Below are 16059 nucleotides of genomic sequence, written 5' to 3'. Positions count from 1 at the left end.
GAGAAAATGATAAATTCCAAAGTAATTTTAAGCGGCGTTTTAGCTGTTTTTATCGGCGGTTGCGCCTCAAATCAAAGTGAGGTCGAATTTAAGCCTGTAGAGCATTTCAAGGACGAAAATGCAAGCTATGAAATTGATACGCTGTGGTATAAAAAATATGGCGAATCATACTTAAATAAGCTTGTAGATCAAGCCCTTGCGAATAACTACGATCTAAAAACAGCGGCTTTAAATGTTGAGAGTGCTTATGCAAATTTAGGGCTAAGTAGGGCTGATCTTTTTCCTACGCTAAGCAGCTCGTGGAGTGCAGGCGCCAACCGCGATATAAGCACCGGCTCGAACTGGAATAAAACCTATAGCTCGGGCTTTAACGTAAGCTATGAGCTTGATCTTTTCGGCAAGATCCGCTCGGCGGTAAATGCCGAGGGCTGGAACGCCAAAGCTAGCGAGTTTGATCTCGAAAATACCCGCCTGACTCTTATAAATTCTGTCGTAAGCGGCTACTTCGAGATGCTTTATCTAAACGATTCGCTAAAATGGACAAAACAGAATTTAAGCGATTACCGAGAGATCGAAAAAATAATCAAGGCAAAATACGACTACGGCAAGTCCGAGCAGCTTGATTACAGGCAGATTCAAAATTCTATCCTAGGGCTTGAAAACAAGGTCTTAAGCATTCAAAAAAATATCGAGGATAATCATAAATATATGAGAAATCTCATCTCCTCTAGCTTGCAATTTGATGATAATACCGATTCGATAAATTCCATAGAATTCCAAGGCGTTGATTTAAATGTGCCTTACACGGCGCTTGCTAACCGCCCCGACATTAGAGCTGCGATCGCTAGGTTAAATTCCAGCTTTTACGACGAACAGACCGCTAAGTTAAATTTCTTTCCTAGCGTGAATTTGGGCGCAGGGCTTACTAACGGGCAAGGCGTGAGCGCTAACGATAGCTTCAAGCTAAATTTTTTAAGCGGCAACGTAAGCATAAGTCTGCCGTTTTTGGATTATGCGAGGGTTGAAAACCGCCTTAAAATTTCAGAGATCGCTTTTCGCAAAAACGTCGTAAATTATGAACAGACGCTCTCTAACGCTACGAATGAGGTGCTAAATTTATATAGAATTTACCAGATCAATCTGGCTAGCCTTAAAAATTTAAGCGCTGCTTACGATGAAAAGGCGCGTATTGCCGATCTTTACGCCGCGAAATACGAAGCTGGCTCAAGTGAGCTGAAGGATATGCTAGAAGCCCGCACCGACGCCGTAAATGCCAAGATAAACGAGCTAAATCAAAGATATTTGACGCTTCAAAACGAGGCGGCGATCTATCGCGCGATGGCAGGTAAATTTAAACGCAAATGAAAAAGGCTTTGATATTTTGGCTGCTTTGTGGCGCGATGTTTGCGGCGGAATACGACTGCGCTTTTGAAGGAAGCGACTTTGAGGAGCATCGTAGCGAGGTTTTGCAAAACCGCCGCAAGATCGAAAGCGACGGCAAAATTTTGCAAGATAATTTAGAGCGCAGCGGCTCGCACGGCGAGCAAAACCGCGGCTTGCAAAATTTTTCCTCTGAAAAAGATCCGATGCAGAGCATAAAAGAGCAAAACGATAGGGCGGCGCAGGAGCTTAAGATACGAAATCAAAAGCTGCGAGGCAATTCAAAAAGGCGCTAAAAGCCCCGCGCTCGTTTATCGCTTTTTAAGTAAAGTTTCTATAAAATCTCCGCTTTACATTTTCTTAAAGGAACAGTTATGAAAAGAACGTACCAACCCCACAATACCCCTAAAAAGCGTACTCACGGCTTTCGCGTCCGTATGAAAACAAAAAACGGCCGCAGAGTTTTAAGCGCAAGACGCGCTAAAGGCAGAAGAAGATTGGCTGCGTAGGCGAATTTGCTGCGATAAGCGATAGCAGGGTTTTTTCGGAGGTTTATAAAAGTGCGGCAAAGTGGCATTGCGAATGCGCTGTTGTGTATTTTTTGGCTAGCGAGCAGCGTAAATTTAGCGCAGTCGCCAGTAAAAAAATAGGCAATTCAGTTACGCGAAATTACGCTAAAAGACGTTTGCGCGCAGCGTTTTATAATCAAAAAGACGCCATTGTTAGCGGAATTTTTATATTAATCGCAAAAAAGCAGATCATAGATATGAGCTTTGACGACATCGAGCGAAATTTAAAATGGGCGTTTAAAAAGATCGGCGCAGCAAAATGAAGAGATTTTTTATAGCCGCGATCGGGTTTTATCGAAAATTTATTTCGCCCGCGTTTCCGCGCTGTTGCCGTTATTATCCGAGCTGTTCGGAATACGCGCTTTATGAGTTTAAGTTTAACGGCGTCTTTGGCGCGCTCTGCGCTGTAACGGCTAGAATTTTAAGATGCAATCCGCTCTTTAGCGGCGGCATAGATTATCCGATAATCGCGCGAAATTTCAAATTTTGCGTATTTTCAAAAGCCTGCGAAGGCGGCTTTAACGCGCGCGCGGAGAAATTTAAGCTTTGGTTTATACCATATAAAAAAAATAGATATTACGTCATACGACTAGGAGAAAATAGTGCTAGATAAACTTCCTCAATCAAAGCGCCTTGCTATCGCAATAGCAACTGCGCTCATATTTTTTGTAGCTTACGATCATTTTTATTTATCAAAAATTCGCGCTGCTATGGAGGCAAATGCAACCGCGGCGCAAATCGCGCAAAAAAATGCCGCCAAGTCCGCTCCGCAAACTTCCGCCGCTGGCGTGAGCGCGCAGGGAGCGAATTTAAATACCACAAATTCCATCTCTGCACCGTTAGTGCGCGTGGTCGGAAAAGAAGCGAATTTTACGATCGACGGACTTGGTCGCATAAGCTCGTATATACTAAACGATGCTAAATTCCGTGACGAAAACGGCGATGCGATAAATTTAATTGATCCTAAATCACATTCTAAACCGCTTGAGATGCGCTTCGAGGACGCGGCGTTGAATGCAATGGCTTTCGATACTCCTTACAGCGCTTCATCTGGCGAGCTGGACGTACGAAACGGGGAGGCTAGCGTTACGTTAAGTCAAAGTTTAGGCGCCGTTAGCATAAATAAAATTCTTACCTTTTATCCAAATGGTAGTTATAAATTGGATCTGAAGTTAAGCGGCAATGCGCGTTATTTTATCAGCCCTGGCTCGCGCCCGAACGTAGAAGTAGATAGCTATACGGTTCACGGCGTCATCGTAGGAAAACCTGGCGAAGCAGGAATTTCAGATAAAATCGCTTCATTTTTTACAGGCTCGCAGGCTATAAACGAAAGCGTAGAAATTTTTAAAGATGGTGATGTGGATAAAAACGAGCGAATAAGTGGCGTAAATATCGCTGCAAGCTCCGATCGCTATTATACGACGCTATTTTACGGAGAGAGCTTGAATGCGACCGTGACTGACGCAGATAAAATTTCGCAGGTTTTCATAAGCTCGGACGGCGATCTTAGTCTTACGGGCTATATCGGCGCGAAAGATCACGCGACGCTAAGCTCGATAAATCCTGCTCTTACGCACATTATCGAATATGGCTGGTTTACCTTCATCGCCCGCCCGATGTTTAAATTTCTAAACTGGCTGCACGGCTATATCGGTAACTGGGGCTGGTCGATCGTCGTGCTTACGCTCATCATCCGCCTAATCTTATTCCCGCTAAGTTACAAGGGAATGCTATCTATGAATAAGCTAAAAGATCTGGCGCCTAAGATGAAGGAGCTTCAGGAGAAATATAAGGACGATAAGCAGAAGCTGCAGATGCATATGATGGATCTGTATAAGAAAAATGGCGCCAATCCGATGGGCGGCTGCTTGCCGATTTTACTTCAGATACCGGTATTTTTCGCGATCTATCGCGTGCTGCTTAATGCGATCGAGCTAAAGGGCGCGGAGTGGGCGCTGTGGATCCACGATCTGTCGCTTAAAGATCCATATTACATCCTGCCGATTACGATGGGAATTTTGATGTTTTTGCAGCAAAAGATCACGCCGACTACGTTTACCGATCCGATGCAAGAGAAGATGATGAAATTCTTGCCGCTCATTTTTACGGTATTTTTCGTAATGTTTCCTGCTGGTCTTACGCTATACTGGACGGTAAATAATTTCTGCTCCATTATCCAGCAATATGTCATTAATAAAGCCTTTGCTAGGCATAAACAAGCTCAAATAGCGGAGAAAAAATCATGATAATTGAAGCAGAAAATTTAAAAGACGCATATAATAAAGCAGCAGCTGAGCTGGAATGTTCAGTAACGCAACTTAATGTGCGCGTGCTGCAGCATCCAAGCGGCGGATTTTTGGGCTTTTTTAAGAAAAATGCCGTAATCGAAGCTGTCCTAGAAGGGGAAAAATTTAGCGAAAGCGCAGAGCTTAACGCCTCGCAAAACAAAGCCGGCAAAGCGGAGAAAAAGCAGGGCGATAAATCGGAGCCGCAAAGCCCGCGCACCGCACATCCTAAACATCGCAAAGAAAAGCAAAAAGCCGTCGTAACCGATGAAAATTTAATCGAGATCAAAGAGAAGCTCTCGGCGCTTTTTGGATCGAGCGAGTTTAAGATCGAAGTGAGCGAAGTTAGCAAAATCGACGAAAACAGCATTTATATCAAGCTTGACGGCGAGGATAGCGCGCTTTTGATAGGCAAAGAGGGGCACCGCTACAAGGCTCTTTCGTATATGATCTATAATTGGATCAGCATAAGATACAACCTCGCAGTCGTGTTTGAAGTCGCAGAATTTTTACAAAACCAAAGAAAATTTATCGACTCCTACGTCGATGCGCTCGTACAAAAATCGGGCGATGAGCGTATCGTGACTAAGAGCTTTGACGGAGCGTTCGTTAAAATCGTAGCCGATAAGCTAAAGCAGGCCTATCCGGATCGCATAGTCGGTATAAAATCCACGCGCAACGGCAAAATCGTCATCGTAGACGAAAAAAGCTAACGATGAACGAAACTATCGCCGCTATCGCTACGGCTCACGGTATCGGCGGAATCTGCATAGTTAGAATTTCAGGCGGCGATGCTCTGCGTATCGCGCTAGCTATCTCGCATCGCAGCCGCCTTGAGCCGCGCCGCGCGACGCTTGTCGATCTTTTTGACGCAAGCGGCGAAATTTTCGGCGAGGCGATACTGATATATTTCAAATCCCCACATAGCTTTACCGGCGAGGACATAGTCGAGATCCAAACTCACGGCGGCTTCGTCGCATCCTCTCTAGCTCTTGAAGCGGCGGTATCGCTGGGCGCTCGCATAGCGCATCCAGGCGAGTTTAGCAAGCGAGCTTTTTTGAACGATAAAATGGATCTTAGCAAAGCCGAAGCCATAAGCGATCTTATAAATTCGCGCTCGCAAAGTGCGGCTAAAATTTTAGCTAGAAACCTGCGCGGCGAGCTAGCAGACTTCGTCGCAAATCTGCGCGCGGCTCTGGTTAAGACGCTAGCTTTTGTCGAGGTTTGCATCGACTACGCAGAGGACGATCTGCCTTCTGATGTGCTGCAAAGCTCGCAAAAGATGCTGGATGAAAATATAAAAAGCCTGGAAAAAATCACCCGCATAAGCCGCAGCCGCAAGGGGCTAATCGAGGGCTTTAAGGTGGCGATCGTAGGCAGGCCCAACGTCGGCAAATCAAGCATACTAAACGCGCTTTTAAATTTCGAGCGCGCTATCGTGAGCGACGAAGCGGGCACTACGCGCGATCTCATCGAAGAAAGCCTGCATATAGGCACTCATCTAATCCGTATAGTCGATACCGCAGGTATCAGACACAGCGGCTCAAAGCTCGAGAGTATCGGCATTTCATATTCTCTTCGCGCTGCAAGCGAGGCAGACGTGATTTTGGCAGTGTTTGACGCAAGTCGCGAATGGGACGCCGAGGACGCGCAGATCCTAAAAATATTGCGCGAACAAAAAGACAAAAAAATCATCTACGTTTTAAACAAATGTGACTTGCCGCGTAAATTTCATCCTAGCACTGAGGATCTTGGCGAGGATTTAGAGGCTTTTTCTGAAAAAAATTTCGCAGCCGAAAATCCCATATCAGAGAATTTCACAGCCGAAAATTTAAAGCAAAGTCGGACCTGCGACGCTTCTTTAAATTCTTGCGCGCAGAATTTAAAAGCTAAAAATTTAAAACATGACTTAAGCGCGCAAAATTTTACTTCCACAAATTCCGCGCCTACAAGCAAAGCAGCTCTTGTAAATTTTATAAATCCAATGGAACAGAATTCCGCCGCAAAAGCGGGATTAGTGGCACCAAATACCGAGCGCGCTACTGCAAGCTGTGCTGCGGAGAATTTTACGAAAGATGATTCCAAACAAAATTCTGCAAATTCCATCGCGCCTAGTAGCTCTGCAATAAATTCCGCTGGGCAAAATACCCAAGCGAATTCCATTTTTGCGCCGCTTGAAATTTCTGCAAACGAGGGCGTGGATAAAATTTTAACCGCGCTTGAGAGCTACTTAAATTCTCAAAATTTCGATGGTCTTATGCTAAGCAACGAGCGGCAAATTCTATCTTGCGAGAGCGCGCTTGCGGCTCTTAAAAATGCGAGCGAGCGCCTGGCTTGCGGCGAGCTTGAGCTTTTTGCATTTGAGATAAATCGCGCGATTGAGGCGATTGCACGTATTTCGCGTCCATTTGAGCGAGATGAAATTTTAGACGAAATGTTTAGCAATTTTTGCCTCGGCAAATAGCGTTTTAGCTACTAATTAGCCAAAATTCAATATAATCTCGCATTTAAAACGAGGTCTTTATGAAGGAAAAAATCCAATATTTTTTGGCGCTGGGTCTGATAAAATTTGCAAAATTCGCGCCGAAAAGCTTCATATTCGCATTTTTCGATAAGCTCGCACTTTTTGCATCGTGGAAGCTTAGCAGGCGCGTTAAAGTCGCACAAGACAACCTTCGCGCCGCCTATCCGCAAAAAAGCGAAAGTGAGCTTCATGCTCTTGCGATCGAGAATTTTCGCAGTATCGCTAGGACGCTTACCGACACGCTTTTATTTTACAATGGTAGACTAAAATTTGATGATCTGATTTCAAACGGCGAGCAGGCGCTAGAGCGTGTCCGAAAGCTAAAAGGTGATAATCCGCACGGGATTTTATTTTTTACGGCGCATTTTGGAAATTGGGAAATTCTAGCTAATTTTTTCGGCGCCAATGGCTTTCCTGTCTCGGTAGTCGGGCGTCGCAGCGATAATGAGTTGATCGAAGAGCGGCTAGTGGCGCCGTTTCGCGAGCGCTACGGCAACGATCTCATTTATAAAGACGATGCGATGCGCAGGCTCGTGCAGGCGCTAAAGCAGGGGCGCAACGTAGGCATTCTGCCCGATCAAAAGCCGGGCCCTAAAAACAGCCTGATTACGACATTTTTCGGACGGCAATGCTACACCACGAAGACTATCGCGTCGCTTTATTTGAAATTTCGCCCCGTGCTGATACCAATTTTTGCGCGCCGCGGAGAGGATGATCGATACGAGATCGTGATCAAGGATTTCCCGCCGCTACCTGAGGGGCTAAATAAGGACGAGGCCGAGCTGTTTATCACGCAAAAGTGCAACGACATTTTCGAAGAGGTCGTGCGAACTGCGCCGCAGCAGTGGTTTTGGATACATAAACGATGGAAGATGGACTGATGGCGCGGCAAATTTCAAGAGGCGAGAGCAGACGGGGCGCCATAAGAAATTTATCCGCGCCGCAGGGCTTGCGCCTTTTTGCAAAAGAGCAAAGCGTCGTAAATTTAGGCGCCGCCGCGCGAGAAGGTAAAATTTTAAATCGCGAAAATTTCGTAGCGATCGCCGCCGCGCGAGAGAGCAAAAATTCGGATTTCAAAAATTTTATATCGTTTTGCGGTGGCTCTTCTTGTGCTTTGCGGCGTGAAAGCTTTAGTGATAAAAATTTAAGATCGGGTGCCTCAGATTACGCGTGGCACGCAGGCGGCGGGTCATTAAATTTAAACAGCGAAAACTCCGCTGCAAATCCGTCCGCCCCAAAAAATCCGCATCGAAAAGCGCTCATCTTAAGCGACGGCCGCAAGGGGCACGAGAACCAAAGTATCGCATTTTGCGAGCTAAAAGGGCTTGAGTTTTGCATTTACAAGATCGCTTACGCAAACAAGCTTCTTAAACTCTGCTCCTACGCGCTTGATTTTTTTGGGCTTTATTTTAAAATTTTTAAGTGCGATCTTGGCGGGAGTGGCATGGCGGCGGACTGCAAAAACGGATCAAATTTAAATAATACCTCTTTAAATAGCCCCGCTGCATCAGATAGCGCAAATTTAGACGCTGCATCAGATCGCAATTTAAATTTCGCAGATTTCGATCTGTTCGTAGGCGCGGGCTCTACGATCTATTACGCGCTGAAATTTTACGCGCGCAGATACGTAAAGCCGAGTATAGCGCTAATGTATCCGAAGGGCTACCGCAAGGATTTTAGCGTCATCATCGCAGGCGCGCATGACCGCCCAAAGCCGCGCGCAAATCTTAAAATTTCGCCCGTCTCGCTTAGTTTTTCGCGCCCGCAGGGGCTGTATAAGCCGCAGCGCAAATCCATTGGATTTATCATCGGCGGGCCGAATTCCTGCTTTGAGATGGGAGATGAAATTTTAAAGCAGATCGAGGGCGTAAGGGCGCAGTTTGCGGACTGCGAGTTTGCGCTAACGACCTCTCCGCGCACGCCGCGGGCTACCGAGAGCGCGCTAGAAAAACTCGGCTGGGATTACAGCGTGATTTATAGCCGAGAGCCCGTAAATCCGATCGGCGATTTTTTGGCGCAGTGCGAGTGGGTTTTTATTAGCGAAGACAGTGTCTCGATGATAAGCGAGGCCGTATCTAACGGGAGCGCGAGCGTAGCTATTTTGAACCTAAAGCGCAAAGACGCTCATAATAAATTTGACGATTTTATAAGCGCTCTCGTTTCTACGGGTCATGCTAGGCGCTACGATGAAGCGCTAAAAAAGACCGCAAAGTACGATCTGAAGGCGTTTGTGAGGGAGATAAAAATATGAGGGTTGTGCAAATCCTGCCAGAGCTGAACGAAGGCGGCGTCGAGCGCGGCGTAGTCGAGCTAAATAGAGAGTTTGCACGGCGCGGCATCGAAAATTTCGTTATCAGTAACGGCGGCAAATTGGCGCCAAAGATAGAAAAAGATGGCGGCGTGCACGTGCAACTCGACGTTTGCTCCAAAAGTATCCTAAGCGCTCCGGCGCGCGTTTTAAAGCTACGTAAAATTTTAAGCGAGATCGCTCCCGACATCGTGCATGTCCGCTCCCGCGTGCCGGCGTGGCTGGTTAAATTTGCCCATCCCAAAGCAAAGATCGTAAGCACCGTGCATGGGATAAATTCCGTAAATTTCTACAGCAAAATCATGACGGATGCGGACGCGATCATCTGTCCTAGCGGATATGCGCGCGATCACGTGGTGCGAAGCTACAGCACGGATGCAGCCAAGATCACAATCATTCCGCGCGGCATCGATCTAGAAAAATTTAATCCCAAAAATTTAGACGAGCGCTTTATCGCGGAATTTAGACAGAATTTTAACCTCGCGCAGGATGATTTCATCGTCTCAAGCATTGGGCGCATTACGCAGATTAAGGATTACAAAACCCTGATCCGCGCCGCGGCTTTAGCAAGTGAACAAAAGCTTAAAATTTTGATCGTAGGCGGCGTGAGAGCGGATCGCGACGAGTATTTTTCCGAGCTAAAATCGCTCGTAGCTGAGCTTGGCCTGGACGAGCGCGTAATTTTTGCAGGCTCGCAGAGCAAGGTAGCCGAGATTTACTCGCTCTCGTCGGTCACGGTAAGCGCTTCGAGCAAGCCCGAGAGCTTCGGGCGCTCAATGGCTGAGGCGATCGCGCTAAACTGTCCCGTGATCGCGACCCGTCACGGCGGCGCGCTGGATATCGTAAGAGAGGGCGAAAACGGTTATTTTTTTGACGTGGGCGATGCGCAGGCGTTAGCGGAGCTGTTTGCCCCCGCGCGCGAGCTGAAATTTGACGGCTACGGCTACGTTTCGCAAAACTTCAGCCTAGAGCAGATGGTAGAAAAAACGATAAAGGTTTATGAGAGTTTAATATGAAAAAATTTTTTTACGAAAACGCGCCTAGCGGCTGGAGAATCACATTTTTAACGCTGCTGCTTCTTTGGTGCGCGTCCCTATTTTTTAAAAACGCGGTCTATCAGATCTCCTTTGCAGCGCTAAATTTACTCTTTTTGGTGCATCTATTGTATTTTAAAAACTACGCAATCCTAAGCGAAATTTTGAAAAAAACGCGATTTATCGCGATCTGCTTCGTCTGTTTAGTGGCGACGCTAGCGATCTCAAACCTCCTAAACGAGGCTGTTATCTCAAAAAAAGCATGGCAGAGCACGCTATTTTTCATCCTTCGATACGGCACTATATTTTTGACGCTTTGCTATTTTTACAAGCTTAAATTCTTTGATCAGAGCGTCGTTTTTGCCTTTTTGTTCGTGGGGCTTGGAATTTTATCGGCGAGCGCGATCTATCAGTTTGTAAGTAGTCCCGATGCGATCGTCTTTTCAAGCGACTCTGTTCGCGGAGGTCTTAGCGGAGCGCTTTCGAACCGCAATATTTTAGGGCTTTTTATGGGCTTTGGGCTCTGCCTTAGCGCGGTGGCGATACGGCGGCCTTTATCGCTTAAATTTGCGGCTCTATTTTTGTTTGCATTTTTTATGATCTTTTCATTTTCCAGAGCGGCGTGGGTCGGCGCGTTCTGCGCGCTCGCGTTTTACGGCGCGCTAAATTTAAAGAGCCTAAACAAAAAATACCTGCTTTTCACGGTAGGCTTTATCGCGATTTTTGCTGTTTTGCTTGCGCTTTCGCCGTCGTTTGAGCAAAGGCTAGCCGCGCTATTTAGCGGCGATTCTTCAGGCAGGACCGTGATTTGGAGCTATATTTTAGAAATGGCGCAGCAAAAGCCTATCTTAGGCTACGGACTGGGCTCATATATAAATTTGCCGGGCTCCCCGGTTCTTGAGCATCCCGAATACAACGCACCGCATAATTTATTTTTAGAAATTTTACTTTATAGCGGCGCACTCGGCCTCATCTTTTACGGCGCGATCCTATTTAGCGTTTTTAAGGAGTGCATTCAAAGCAGGCAGTTTGGGGTTCTTGCGCTTCTAATCTATCTTTTGATAGATTGCCAGTTCGATCACGGCGCGTATCTGTCGAAAGAAGCGCTAAGTCTGGCTACGATTTTGAGCTTTTTGGCATATCGCACGAGGATCGAGCGATGATTTACGCGGCGGTTTTGGCTTTTGCGGCAGCGGCGCTTTTTACGTGGTTTTGCCTGCGCTTTGCGTGGTGGGCGAAGGATCTGCCTTACGAGTATCCGCGCGTGCTGATGTATCATATGATCCGCGCGCATCTGCCAAAGCATGCTTCTAAATTTAACCGCCTGCGCGTAGAGCCCGCCGCGTTTGAAAAACAGCTTGCGTGGCTGAAGCGAAACGGCTTTACGAGCTACACTCTAAGTGAGCTTGCGAGTTTGGATAGCAAGCCTGTAAAGGCGGTTTGCATTACTTTCGACGATGGGTATCGCGATAATCTTACGGGCGCCCTGCCTCTTTTGCAAAAATACGGCTTTAAGGCGACGATTTTCATCGTGAACCGGCGCTTTGACGGGAATTGGGCGACCGATAAAGATCTGAAAAAGCCAAGCGACGAGCTAAATCGCGAGCAGATGCTAAGCGACGAGGAGGTCCGCGAGCTCTTGCAAAGCGGCCTCATCGAGATCGGCTCGCATACGCTCGATCACGCAAACTTGACTAGCTTGGACGCGGCAGAACAGCTGCGCCAGATGAGCGAATCAAAGCGCGAAATAGAGGCGAAATTTGAGATTTCTTGCAGCGCCTTTGCCTATCCGTTCGGCTTTTACGACGAGATTAGCGTGTGCTGCGCGCGCGAGGCGGGATTTAGCTGCGCCGTTACAACGCAAAACGACGTGTTGCGCCCTCACTACTCAAATTTTGAAATTCCGCGTATCATGGTTAGCGGCAGGCAGGGGCTTTTTAGCTTCATTTTGAAGATGAAGAAGGGCAGAAATAGATGAAAATCGCCTATCTTTGCTGCTCCAGATTTTACGGCGGCGTCGAAAAGATCGTGATCGACTCGCTAAATGAGCTTTGCAAAAGCGAGCAGGTAGCGCTCATCGTGCCCGATAGATGCGAGTTTTTGCAGCGCTTGGATGCTCGCGTGCAAATTTATCAGTACAGAAGCCGCGACAAGCGCTACAATCCGTTTTTGTTCGTTGAAATTTATCGGTTTTTACGCTCGGGCGGATTTGAAATTTTACATTCGCATGGCGCCAAAGCCGCACAGATCGGCTTCGTGGTAGAAAAATTTTTAAATCTTAAGCTTGTCGCGACCAAACACAACGACCGAAAAGCGCCCGTTTTCGATCGCGTGCAAAACGTCATCGCAGCCTCGCGCAAGGTCGCGACCACGATAAATCACGCCGCAAAGGTGATATATTTCGGCATAGAGCCGCAACAGGAGTTTGCAAATCATGAAATTCTCGCGCTCTGCAAGGATACGGAGGGTGCCGCAAACGAAGCGCCGAAGGAAACAAAGGATGCGCGCGACGACTCGGCTGGTACTGCGGACACGTCGCAAGATACGCCTGGCGTTGCATTTGCGTCGCAAGATACGCCTGATAGGGCGAGTGTATCGCAAGATAGGGCTTTGGATGCGGACGCATCGCAAAATAAGACTAGTAGCGTATTCGTATCGCAACAGGGCGCAAACGCGGCGGCGAAAAATTTTAAATTTAGCATCGTCGCGGTCGGCAGGCTCGATAAGATCAAGGGTTTTGATCTTTTGATCCGCGCCGTAAGCGAGCTAAAATTTGATTTCGAGCTTAAAATTTACGGTCAGGGCGACGAGAGGCAAAATTTGCAAAATTTAATCGATTCGCTAAATTTGCAGGATCGCGTGCGGCTGTGCGGCTTTTGCGACGACGTTGCGGCGGCTCTGAGCGCGTCGCACCTGCACGTCATCAGCTCGCGCAAGGAAGGCTTTCCGGTGATTTTGATCGAAGGTATTTTTTATTCGCCCGTGCTGATCTCTACCCGCGTGGGTGGAATTTCGGAAATTTTAAGCGAGGAGTTTTTATGCGAGGCGGCGGATCTGGGCGCTAAAATAGATGAAATTTACCGCACTTACGGCAAATACGCCCGGGCTTTTGCGCAAAAACACGCTGGTCTTAAGCAAACTTTGACGCTGCAAAATTATATTAGCTCGCTTAAAAATTACTACGAGGAGCTGTTATGCGAAGCCTAAAGATCGTGCATTGCGGCATTTTCAACGAATATGACGACGGCAGTTTTTTCTACGGCATGGAGCGCAAGATCAGCCACGGTCTCATCCGCGGCGGACACTTCGTCTATGATTTTAGCTACCGCGATTGGGAGCGGAGCCTGCGCTTTTGCGGGCTGAAAAACAGCGGCTTAAAAAAGATGAACGCCAAGCTCGTGCGTATCTGCGAAAACATTGGCGTCGATCTGCTTTTAATCGGCAAGGGCGAAAAGATCGGTCTTAGCACGCTGCGAGCGATAAAATCGGCGCTTCCTAAGATCAAAATCGCGATCTGGTACGTCGATCACCTGCAAGAAAAACGGGAATTTTTCGAAAAGCTAAGCTTCGTCGACGTGTTTTTTTGGGCGAATGCGCTGAGGCTGCGCGATCTTTCGGCGAGATACGGCGCGAAATTCGCCTTTTTTCCAAACATCTCCGACGTGGCGTTTGATAGACGCCTAGACGCCGCTAAAACGACCGACGTGATCTACATAGCGCGTGATTATAAAGAGGACGTGAGGTATAAATTTGCGCTTTTGCTGCGCGATTTTTGCGAAAAAGAAGGGCTTAGGCTTAAAATTTTTGCGAGCCTCGGCGCGCCTGCCGTATTCGGCGATAAATTTCATTGCGAGATCGCGGCTGCGAAGATTGCGATAAATTTTAATCGCGACGACGAGCTTGAGTGCGCGCACGCTCATAAATTGCTCGGCGCGAGCGACCGCATGGCGCAGTTTTTGGGCTGTGGCGTCTGCACTTTTAGCCCCAAGATCGCGGGGTTTGAGCGGCTTTACGAGGACGGCTCGGAGATAGTTTATTTTGATGATCCTGCGGATTGCTTTTCAAAGATCAAACGCCTCCTTTCTAGCGGCGAATACGCGCACATCGCGCAGCGCGGCAGAGCTAAGACGCTAAGGATCGCAAATGCCGCCCGAGTGGCAAAATTTATGCTTGAGACGATCTTTGAAGAGAGCTTTGGCGCAGATGCCTGCGGTGAAATTTCTGATGAAAAATGCAGCGAGAGCGGCGGCGAACGTTACGACGCACCAAACGGAAGAGATAAAAGCGAGCGGAGCGATTTTTACAGTGAGCCTTACGAGTGGCGCGAGTTCGTCTATAAAAACGGAGAGAAATTCAGATGATTTATTTTGCGGCTTTTTTGATCTTGGCCGCCGCGGTGGGCGTTTCGCTGCGGTATAACTGGTGGCGGATCCCGCAGGGCTGGCATAAGGCGCGGGTGCTGATGTATCATAGTGTAGAGGAGCACAAGGGCGATAAATTCGATAAATGGCGACTAAAGCCTGCGGATTTTGAAAGACAGATCGCGTGGCTTGCGAAAAATGGCTTTGAAAGCTTTAAGCTTAGCGAGCTTATCGCGCTAGATCGGCTGCCTAAAAAGGCGGTTTGCATCACATTCGATGACGGGTTTGAAAATAATTTTACTAACGCTTTTGAAATTTTGAAAAAATATGATTTCAAAGCGAGCATATTTTTGGTGCCGGACGCCGCGCAAAACGACTGGGAGCGCGCTAATACGACCCATCTTGCGCGGATGCTAAGCGAGGAGCAAATTTTAAAAATGCAAGCAAGCGGGCTGGTGGAGTTCGGCGCGCATACGATGCATCACGTAAATTTAGACCTTACTTACGCGAGCGATCCGCAGCTAGCCGTAGATGAGATCATCACGTCCAAGGCTCGCGTAGCAGGTATTTGCGCTCAGCCTTGCGAGGTGTTTGCCTACCCCTACGGTAAATTTAACGACGAAATTTTAAATATCGCCAGATCAAATTTTAAAGGCGCGGTGGTCGTCAAGCGCGGACTTTACGAGGCGGGCGACGACAAATACGCCGTAAAGCGTATCGGCATTTTAGGCACGGAGGGGTTTTTTGATTTTTGGCTGAAATTTACGAGGATAAGGAACAAACTATGATTAAAGCGTCCGTTTATGCGATAGTGATGAATGAGGAGCGCCACATCGAGCGTATGCTGCGTAGCGTGGCGGATTTTGCCGAGATCATAATTGTCGATAGCGGCAGCACTGATGCCACGCTGCAAATCGCGCGTAAATTTACCGATAAAATTTACCACCACGACTGGCAGGGCGAGGGGGTGCAGAAAAACTACGCATTTTCGCTCTGCAGCAACGAATGGGTGCTAAATCTCGACGGCGACGAGGAGGTAAGTCCTGAGCTAAAGGGCGAGATAGAGGAGTTTATGAGCCAGAGCGATTACTCGGCGCTGGATATTAAATTTCATGAATACTCGCTAGGGCGCAAGTGCTCGGATCTAGTGCGCAAAAATACTCATATTCGCTTCTTTCGTAAGGAGTGCGGCGAGTATAAAAATATGGGGGTGCACGCGCAAATTTCGATCATAAAAGGCGCGGTGAAAAAGAGCAAATTTTGCATCAACCATTTTAGCGAAAAGCCGATCGCCGAGCTCGTTATGAAAAATAACAACTACTCCACGCTGCGCGCGCAGGGGGATTTTGAGAAGGGCAAAAAGCCGAGCCTTGCGAAGCTTTTGCTGATCTATCCGTTTGCGTTTTTTAAATCGTACATTTTGCGCAGATCGCTTTTTGACGGGCGTAAGGGATTTATCACGGCAAACATTAACGCGTTTTACGCGTTTTTAAAAGAGGCGAAACTTTACGAGAAGTATCTTAAAAAGGGCGAAGATTAATCGAAATGATAGAAAATTTTAGTTATCATTGGAACCTAAATTTAACGGCGAAAAGGGC

The 16059-nt window shown here is 47.4% G+C and carries 17 protein-coding genes; all 17 read left to right on the top strand.

The window, feature by feature from the left end; translation table 11 throughout:
- The first annotated feature begins 6 nt into the window (after window positions 1–6).
- The 17 genes from Q0537_RS07470 to Q0537_RS07390 all read left to right on the top strand — a co-directional run bounded on the left by Q0537_RS07470 (window position 7) and on the right by Q0537_RS07390 (window position 16001).
- Window positions 7–1365: an efflux transporter outer membrane subunit gene (locus tag Q0537_RS07470; protein WP_005873225.1), complete on the top strand. Its 1359-nt coding sequence runs from the start codon at window positions 7–9 to the stop codon at window positions 1363–1365.
- Entirely contained in the window at window positions 1362–1676 is a 315-nt protein-coding gene (locus Q0537_RS07465; protein WP_299226630.1) for a hypothetical protein, read from the top strand. Before Q0537_RS07470 ends, Q0537_RS07465 begins: the two co-directional genes overlap by 4 nt.
- 78 nt (window positions 1677–1754) lie before the next feature.
- The gene (gene rpmH / locus Q0537_RS07460; RefSeq protein ID WP_005873223.1) at window positions 1755–1889 is read left to right on the top strand and encodes a 50S ribosomal protein L34; all 135 of its coding nucleotides are present in this window, start codon (window positions 1755–1757) and stop codon (window positions 1887–1889) included.
- Window positions 1877–2212, top strand: coding sequence for a ribonuclease P protein component (rnpA, locus tag Q0537_RS07455; RefSeq protein WP_366811375.1), 336 nt, complete (start codon window positions 1877–1879; stop codon window positions 2210–2212). Before rpmH ends, rnpA begins: the two co-directional genes overlap by 13 nt.
- A complete protein-coding gene (gene yidD / locus Q0537_RS07450) occupies window positions 2209–2562 on the top strand; it encodes a membrane protein insertion efficiency factor YidD (protein WP_299226628.1) in 354 nt (117 codons plus the stop codon). The genes rnpA and yidD overlap by 4 nt, the downstream gene beginning before the upstream one ends.
- Window positions 2552–4195: a membrane protein insertase YidC gene (gene yidC, locus Q0537_RS07445; protein ID WP_299226626.1), complete on the top strand. Its 1644-nt coding sequence runs from the start codon at window positions 2552–2554 to the stop codon at window positions 4193–4195. Before yidD ends, yidC begins: the two co-directional genes overlap by 11 nt.
- Window positions 4192–4947, top strand: a complete 756-nt coding sequence (locus Q0537_RS07440; RefSeq protein ID WP_299226623.1) for a Jag N-terminal domain-containing protein — start codon at window positions 4192–4194, stop codon at window positions 4945–4947. The genes yidC and Q0537_RS07440 overlap by 4 nt, the downstream gene beginning before the upstream one ends.
- Window positions 4948–4949: 2 nt before the next feature.
- A complete protein-coding gene (gene mnmE / locus Q0537_RS07435) occupies window positions 4950–6698 on the top strand; it encodes a tRNA uridine-5-carboxymethylaminomethyl(34) synthesis GTPase MnmE (protein WP_299226621.1) in 1749 nt (582 codons plus the stop codon).
- Between the two features lie 59 nt (window positions 6699–6757).
- On the top strand, window positions 6758–7639 hold the full coding sequence (locus Q0537_RS07430; RefSeq protein WP_297879820.1) for a lysophospholipid acyltransferase family protein: 882 nt from the start codon (window positions 6758–6760) through the stop codon (window positions 7637–7639).
- Window positions 7624–9009, top strand: a complete 1386-nt coding sequence (locus tag Q0537_RS07425) for an ELM1/GtrOC1 family putative glycosyltransferase (protein WP_299226619.1) — start codon at window positions 7624–7626, stop codon at window positions 9007–9009. Before Q0537_RS07430 ends, Q0537_RS07425 begins: the two co-directional genes overlap by 16 nt.
- On the top strand, window positions 9006–10082 hold the full coding sequence (locus Q0537_RS07420; protein ID WP_299226617.1) for a glycosyltransferase family 4 protein: 1077 nt from the start codon (window positions 9006–9008) through the stop codon (window positions 10080–10082). The genes Q0537_RS07425 and Q0537_RS07420 overlap by 4 nt, the downstream gene beginning before the upstream one ends.
- Window positions 10079–11263 carry an O-antigen ligase family protein gene (locus Q0537_RS07415; RefSeq protein WP_299226615.1) on the top strand — a complete coding sequence of 395 codons (1185 nt, stop codon included), beginning with the start codon at window positions 10079–10081 and terminating at the stop codon, window positions 11261–11263. Before Q0537_RS07420 ends, Q0537_RS07415 begins: the two co-directional genes overlap by 4 nt.
- Window positions 11260–12078, top strand: coding sequence for a polysaccharide deacetylase family protein (locus tag Q0537_RS07410; RefSeq protein WP_299226612.1), 819 nt, complete (start codon window positions 11260–11262; stop codon window positions 12076–12078). Before Q0537_RS07415 ends, Q0537_RS07410 begins: the two co-directional genes overlap by 4 nt.
- Window positions 12075–13307, top strand: coding sequence for a glycosyltransferase (locus Q0537_RS07405; RefSeq protein WP_299226610.1), 1233 nt, complete (start codon window positions 12075–12077; stop codon window positions 13305–13307). The genes Q0537_RS07410 and Q0537_RS07405 overlap by 4 nt, the downstream gene beginning before the upstream one ends.
- On the top strand, window positions 13295–14461 hold the full coding sequence (locus Q0537_RS07400; RefSeq protein WP_299226608.1) for a glycosyltransferase: 1167 nt from the start codon (window positions 13295–13297) through the stop codon (window positions 14459–14461). Before Q0537_RS07405 ends, Q0537_RS07400 begins: the two co-directional genes overlap by 13 nt.
- Entirely contained in the window at window positions 14458–15249 is a 792-nt protein-coding gene (locus tag Q0537_RS07395) for a polysaccharide deacetylase family protein (protein WP_299226606.1), read from the top strand. Before Q0537_RS07400 ends, Q0537_RS07395 begins: the two co-directional genes overlap by 4 nt.
- A complete protein-coding gene (locus tag Q0537_RS07390) occupies window positions 15246–16001 on the top strand; it encodes a glycosyltransferase family 2 protein (RefSeq protein WP_298978891.1) in 756 nt (251 codons plus the stop codon). The genes Q0537_RS07395 and Q0537_RS07390 overlap by 4 nt, the downstream gene beginning before the upstream one ends.
- Window positions 16002–16059 lie beyond the last annotated feature (58 nt).

The organism is uncultured Campylobacter sp. (genome assembly GCF_938017775.1).
In the GTDB taxonomy this organism is placed as follows: Bacteria; Campylobacterota; Campylobacteria; order Campylobacterales; family Campylobacteraceae; genus Campylobacter_B.
The sequence above is the reverse complement of the archived record's forward strand: the minus strand, read 5'-3'. Positions and strand labels throughout refer to the sequence as shown.

Coding starts and splice junctions, on each gene's coding strand:
- Q0537_RS07470 (WP_005873225.1), top strand. CDS start 7: ATGATAAATTCCAAAGTAATTTTAAGCGGCGTTTTAGCTGTTTTTATC.
- Q0537_RS07465 (WP_299226630.1), top strand. CDS start 1,362: ATGAAAAAGGCTTTGATATTTTGGCTGCTTTGTGGCGCGATGTTTGCG.
- rpmH (WP_005873223.1), top strand. CDS start 1,755: ATGAAAAGAACGTACCAACCCCACAATACCCCTAAAAAGCGTACTCAC.
- yidD (WP_299226628.1), top strand. CDS start 2,209: ATGAAGAGATTTTTTATAGCCGCGATCGGGTTTTATCGAAAATTTATT.
- Q0537_RS07440 (WP_299226623.1), top strand. CDS start 4,192: ATGATAATTGAAGCAGAAAATTTAAAAGACGCATATAATAAAGCAGCA.
- mnmE (WP_299226621.1), top strand. CDS start 4,950: ATGAACGAAACTATCGCCGCTATCGCTACGGCTCACGGTATCGGCGGA.
- Q0537_RS07430 (WP_297879820.1), top strand. CDS start 6,758: ATGAAGGAAAAAATCCAATATTTTTTGGCGCTGGGTCTGATAAAATTT.
- Q0537_RS07425 (WP_299226619.1), top strand. CDS start 7,624: ATGGAAGATGGACTGATGGCGCGGCAAATTTCAAGAGGCGAGAGCAGA.
- Q0537_RS07420 (WP_299226617.1), top strand. CDS start 9,006: ATGAGGGTTGTGCAAATCCTGCCAGAGCTGAACGAAGGCGGCGTCGAG.
- Q0537_RS07415 (WP_299226615.1), top strand. CDS start 10,079: ATGAAAAAATTTTTTTACGAAAACGCGCCTAGCGGCTGGAGAATCACA.
- Q0537_RS07410 (WP_299226612.1), top strand. CDS start 11,260: ATGATTTACGCGGCGGTTTTGGCTTTTGCGGCAGCGGCGCTTTTTACG.
- Q0537_RS07405 (WP_299226610.1), top strand. CDS start 12,075: ATGAAAATCGCCTATCTTTGCTGCTCCAGATTTTACGGCGGCGTCGAA.
- Q0537_RS07400 (WP_299226608.1), top strand. CDS start 13,295: ATGCGAAGCCTAAAGATCGTGCATTGCGGCATTTTCAACGAATATGAC.
- Q0537_RS07395 (WP_299226606.1), top strand. CDS start 14,458: ATGATTTATTTTGCGGCTTTTTTGATCTTGGCCGCCGCGGTGGGCGTT.
- Q0537_RS07390 (WP_298978891.1), top strand. CDS start 15,246: ATGATTAAAGCGTCCGTTTATGCGATAGTGATGAATGAGGAGCGCCAC.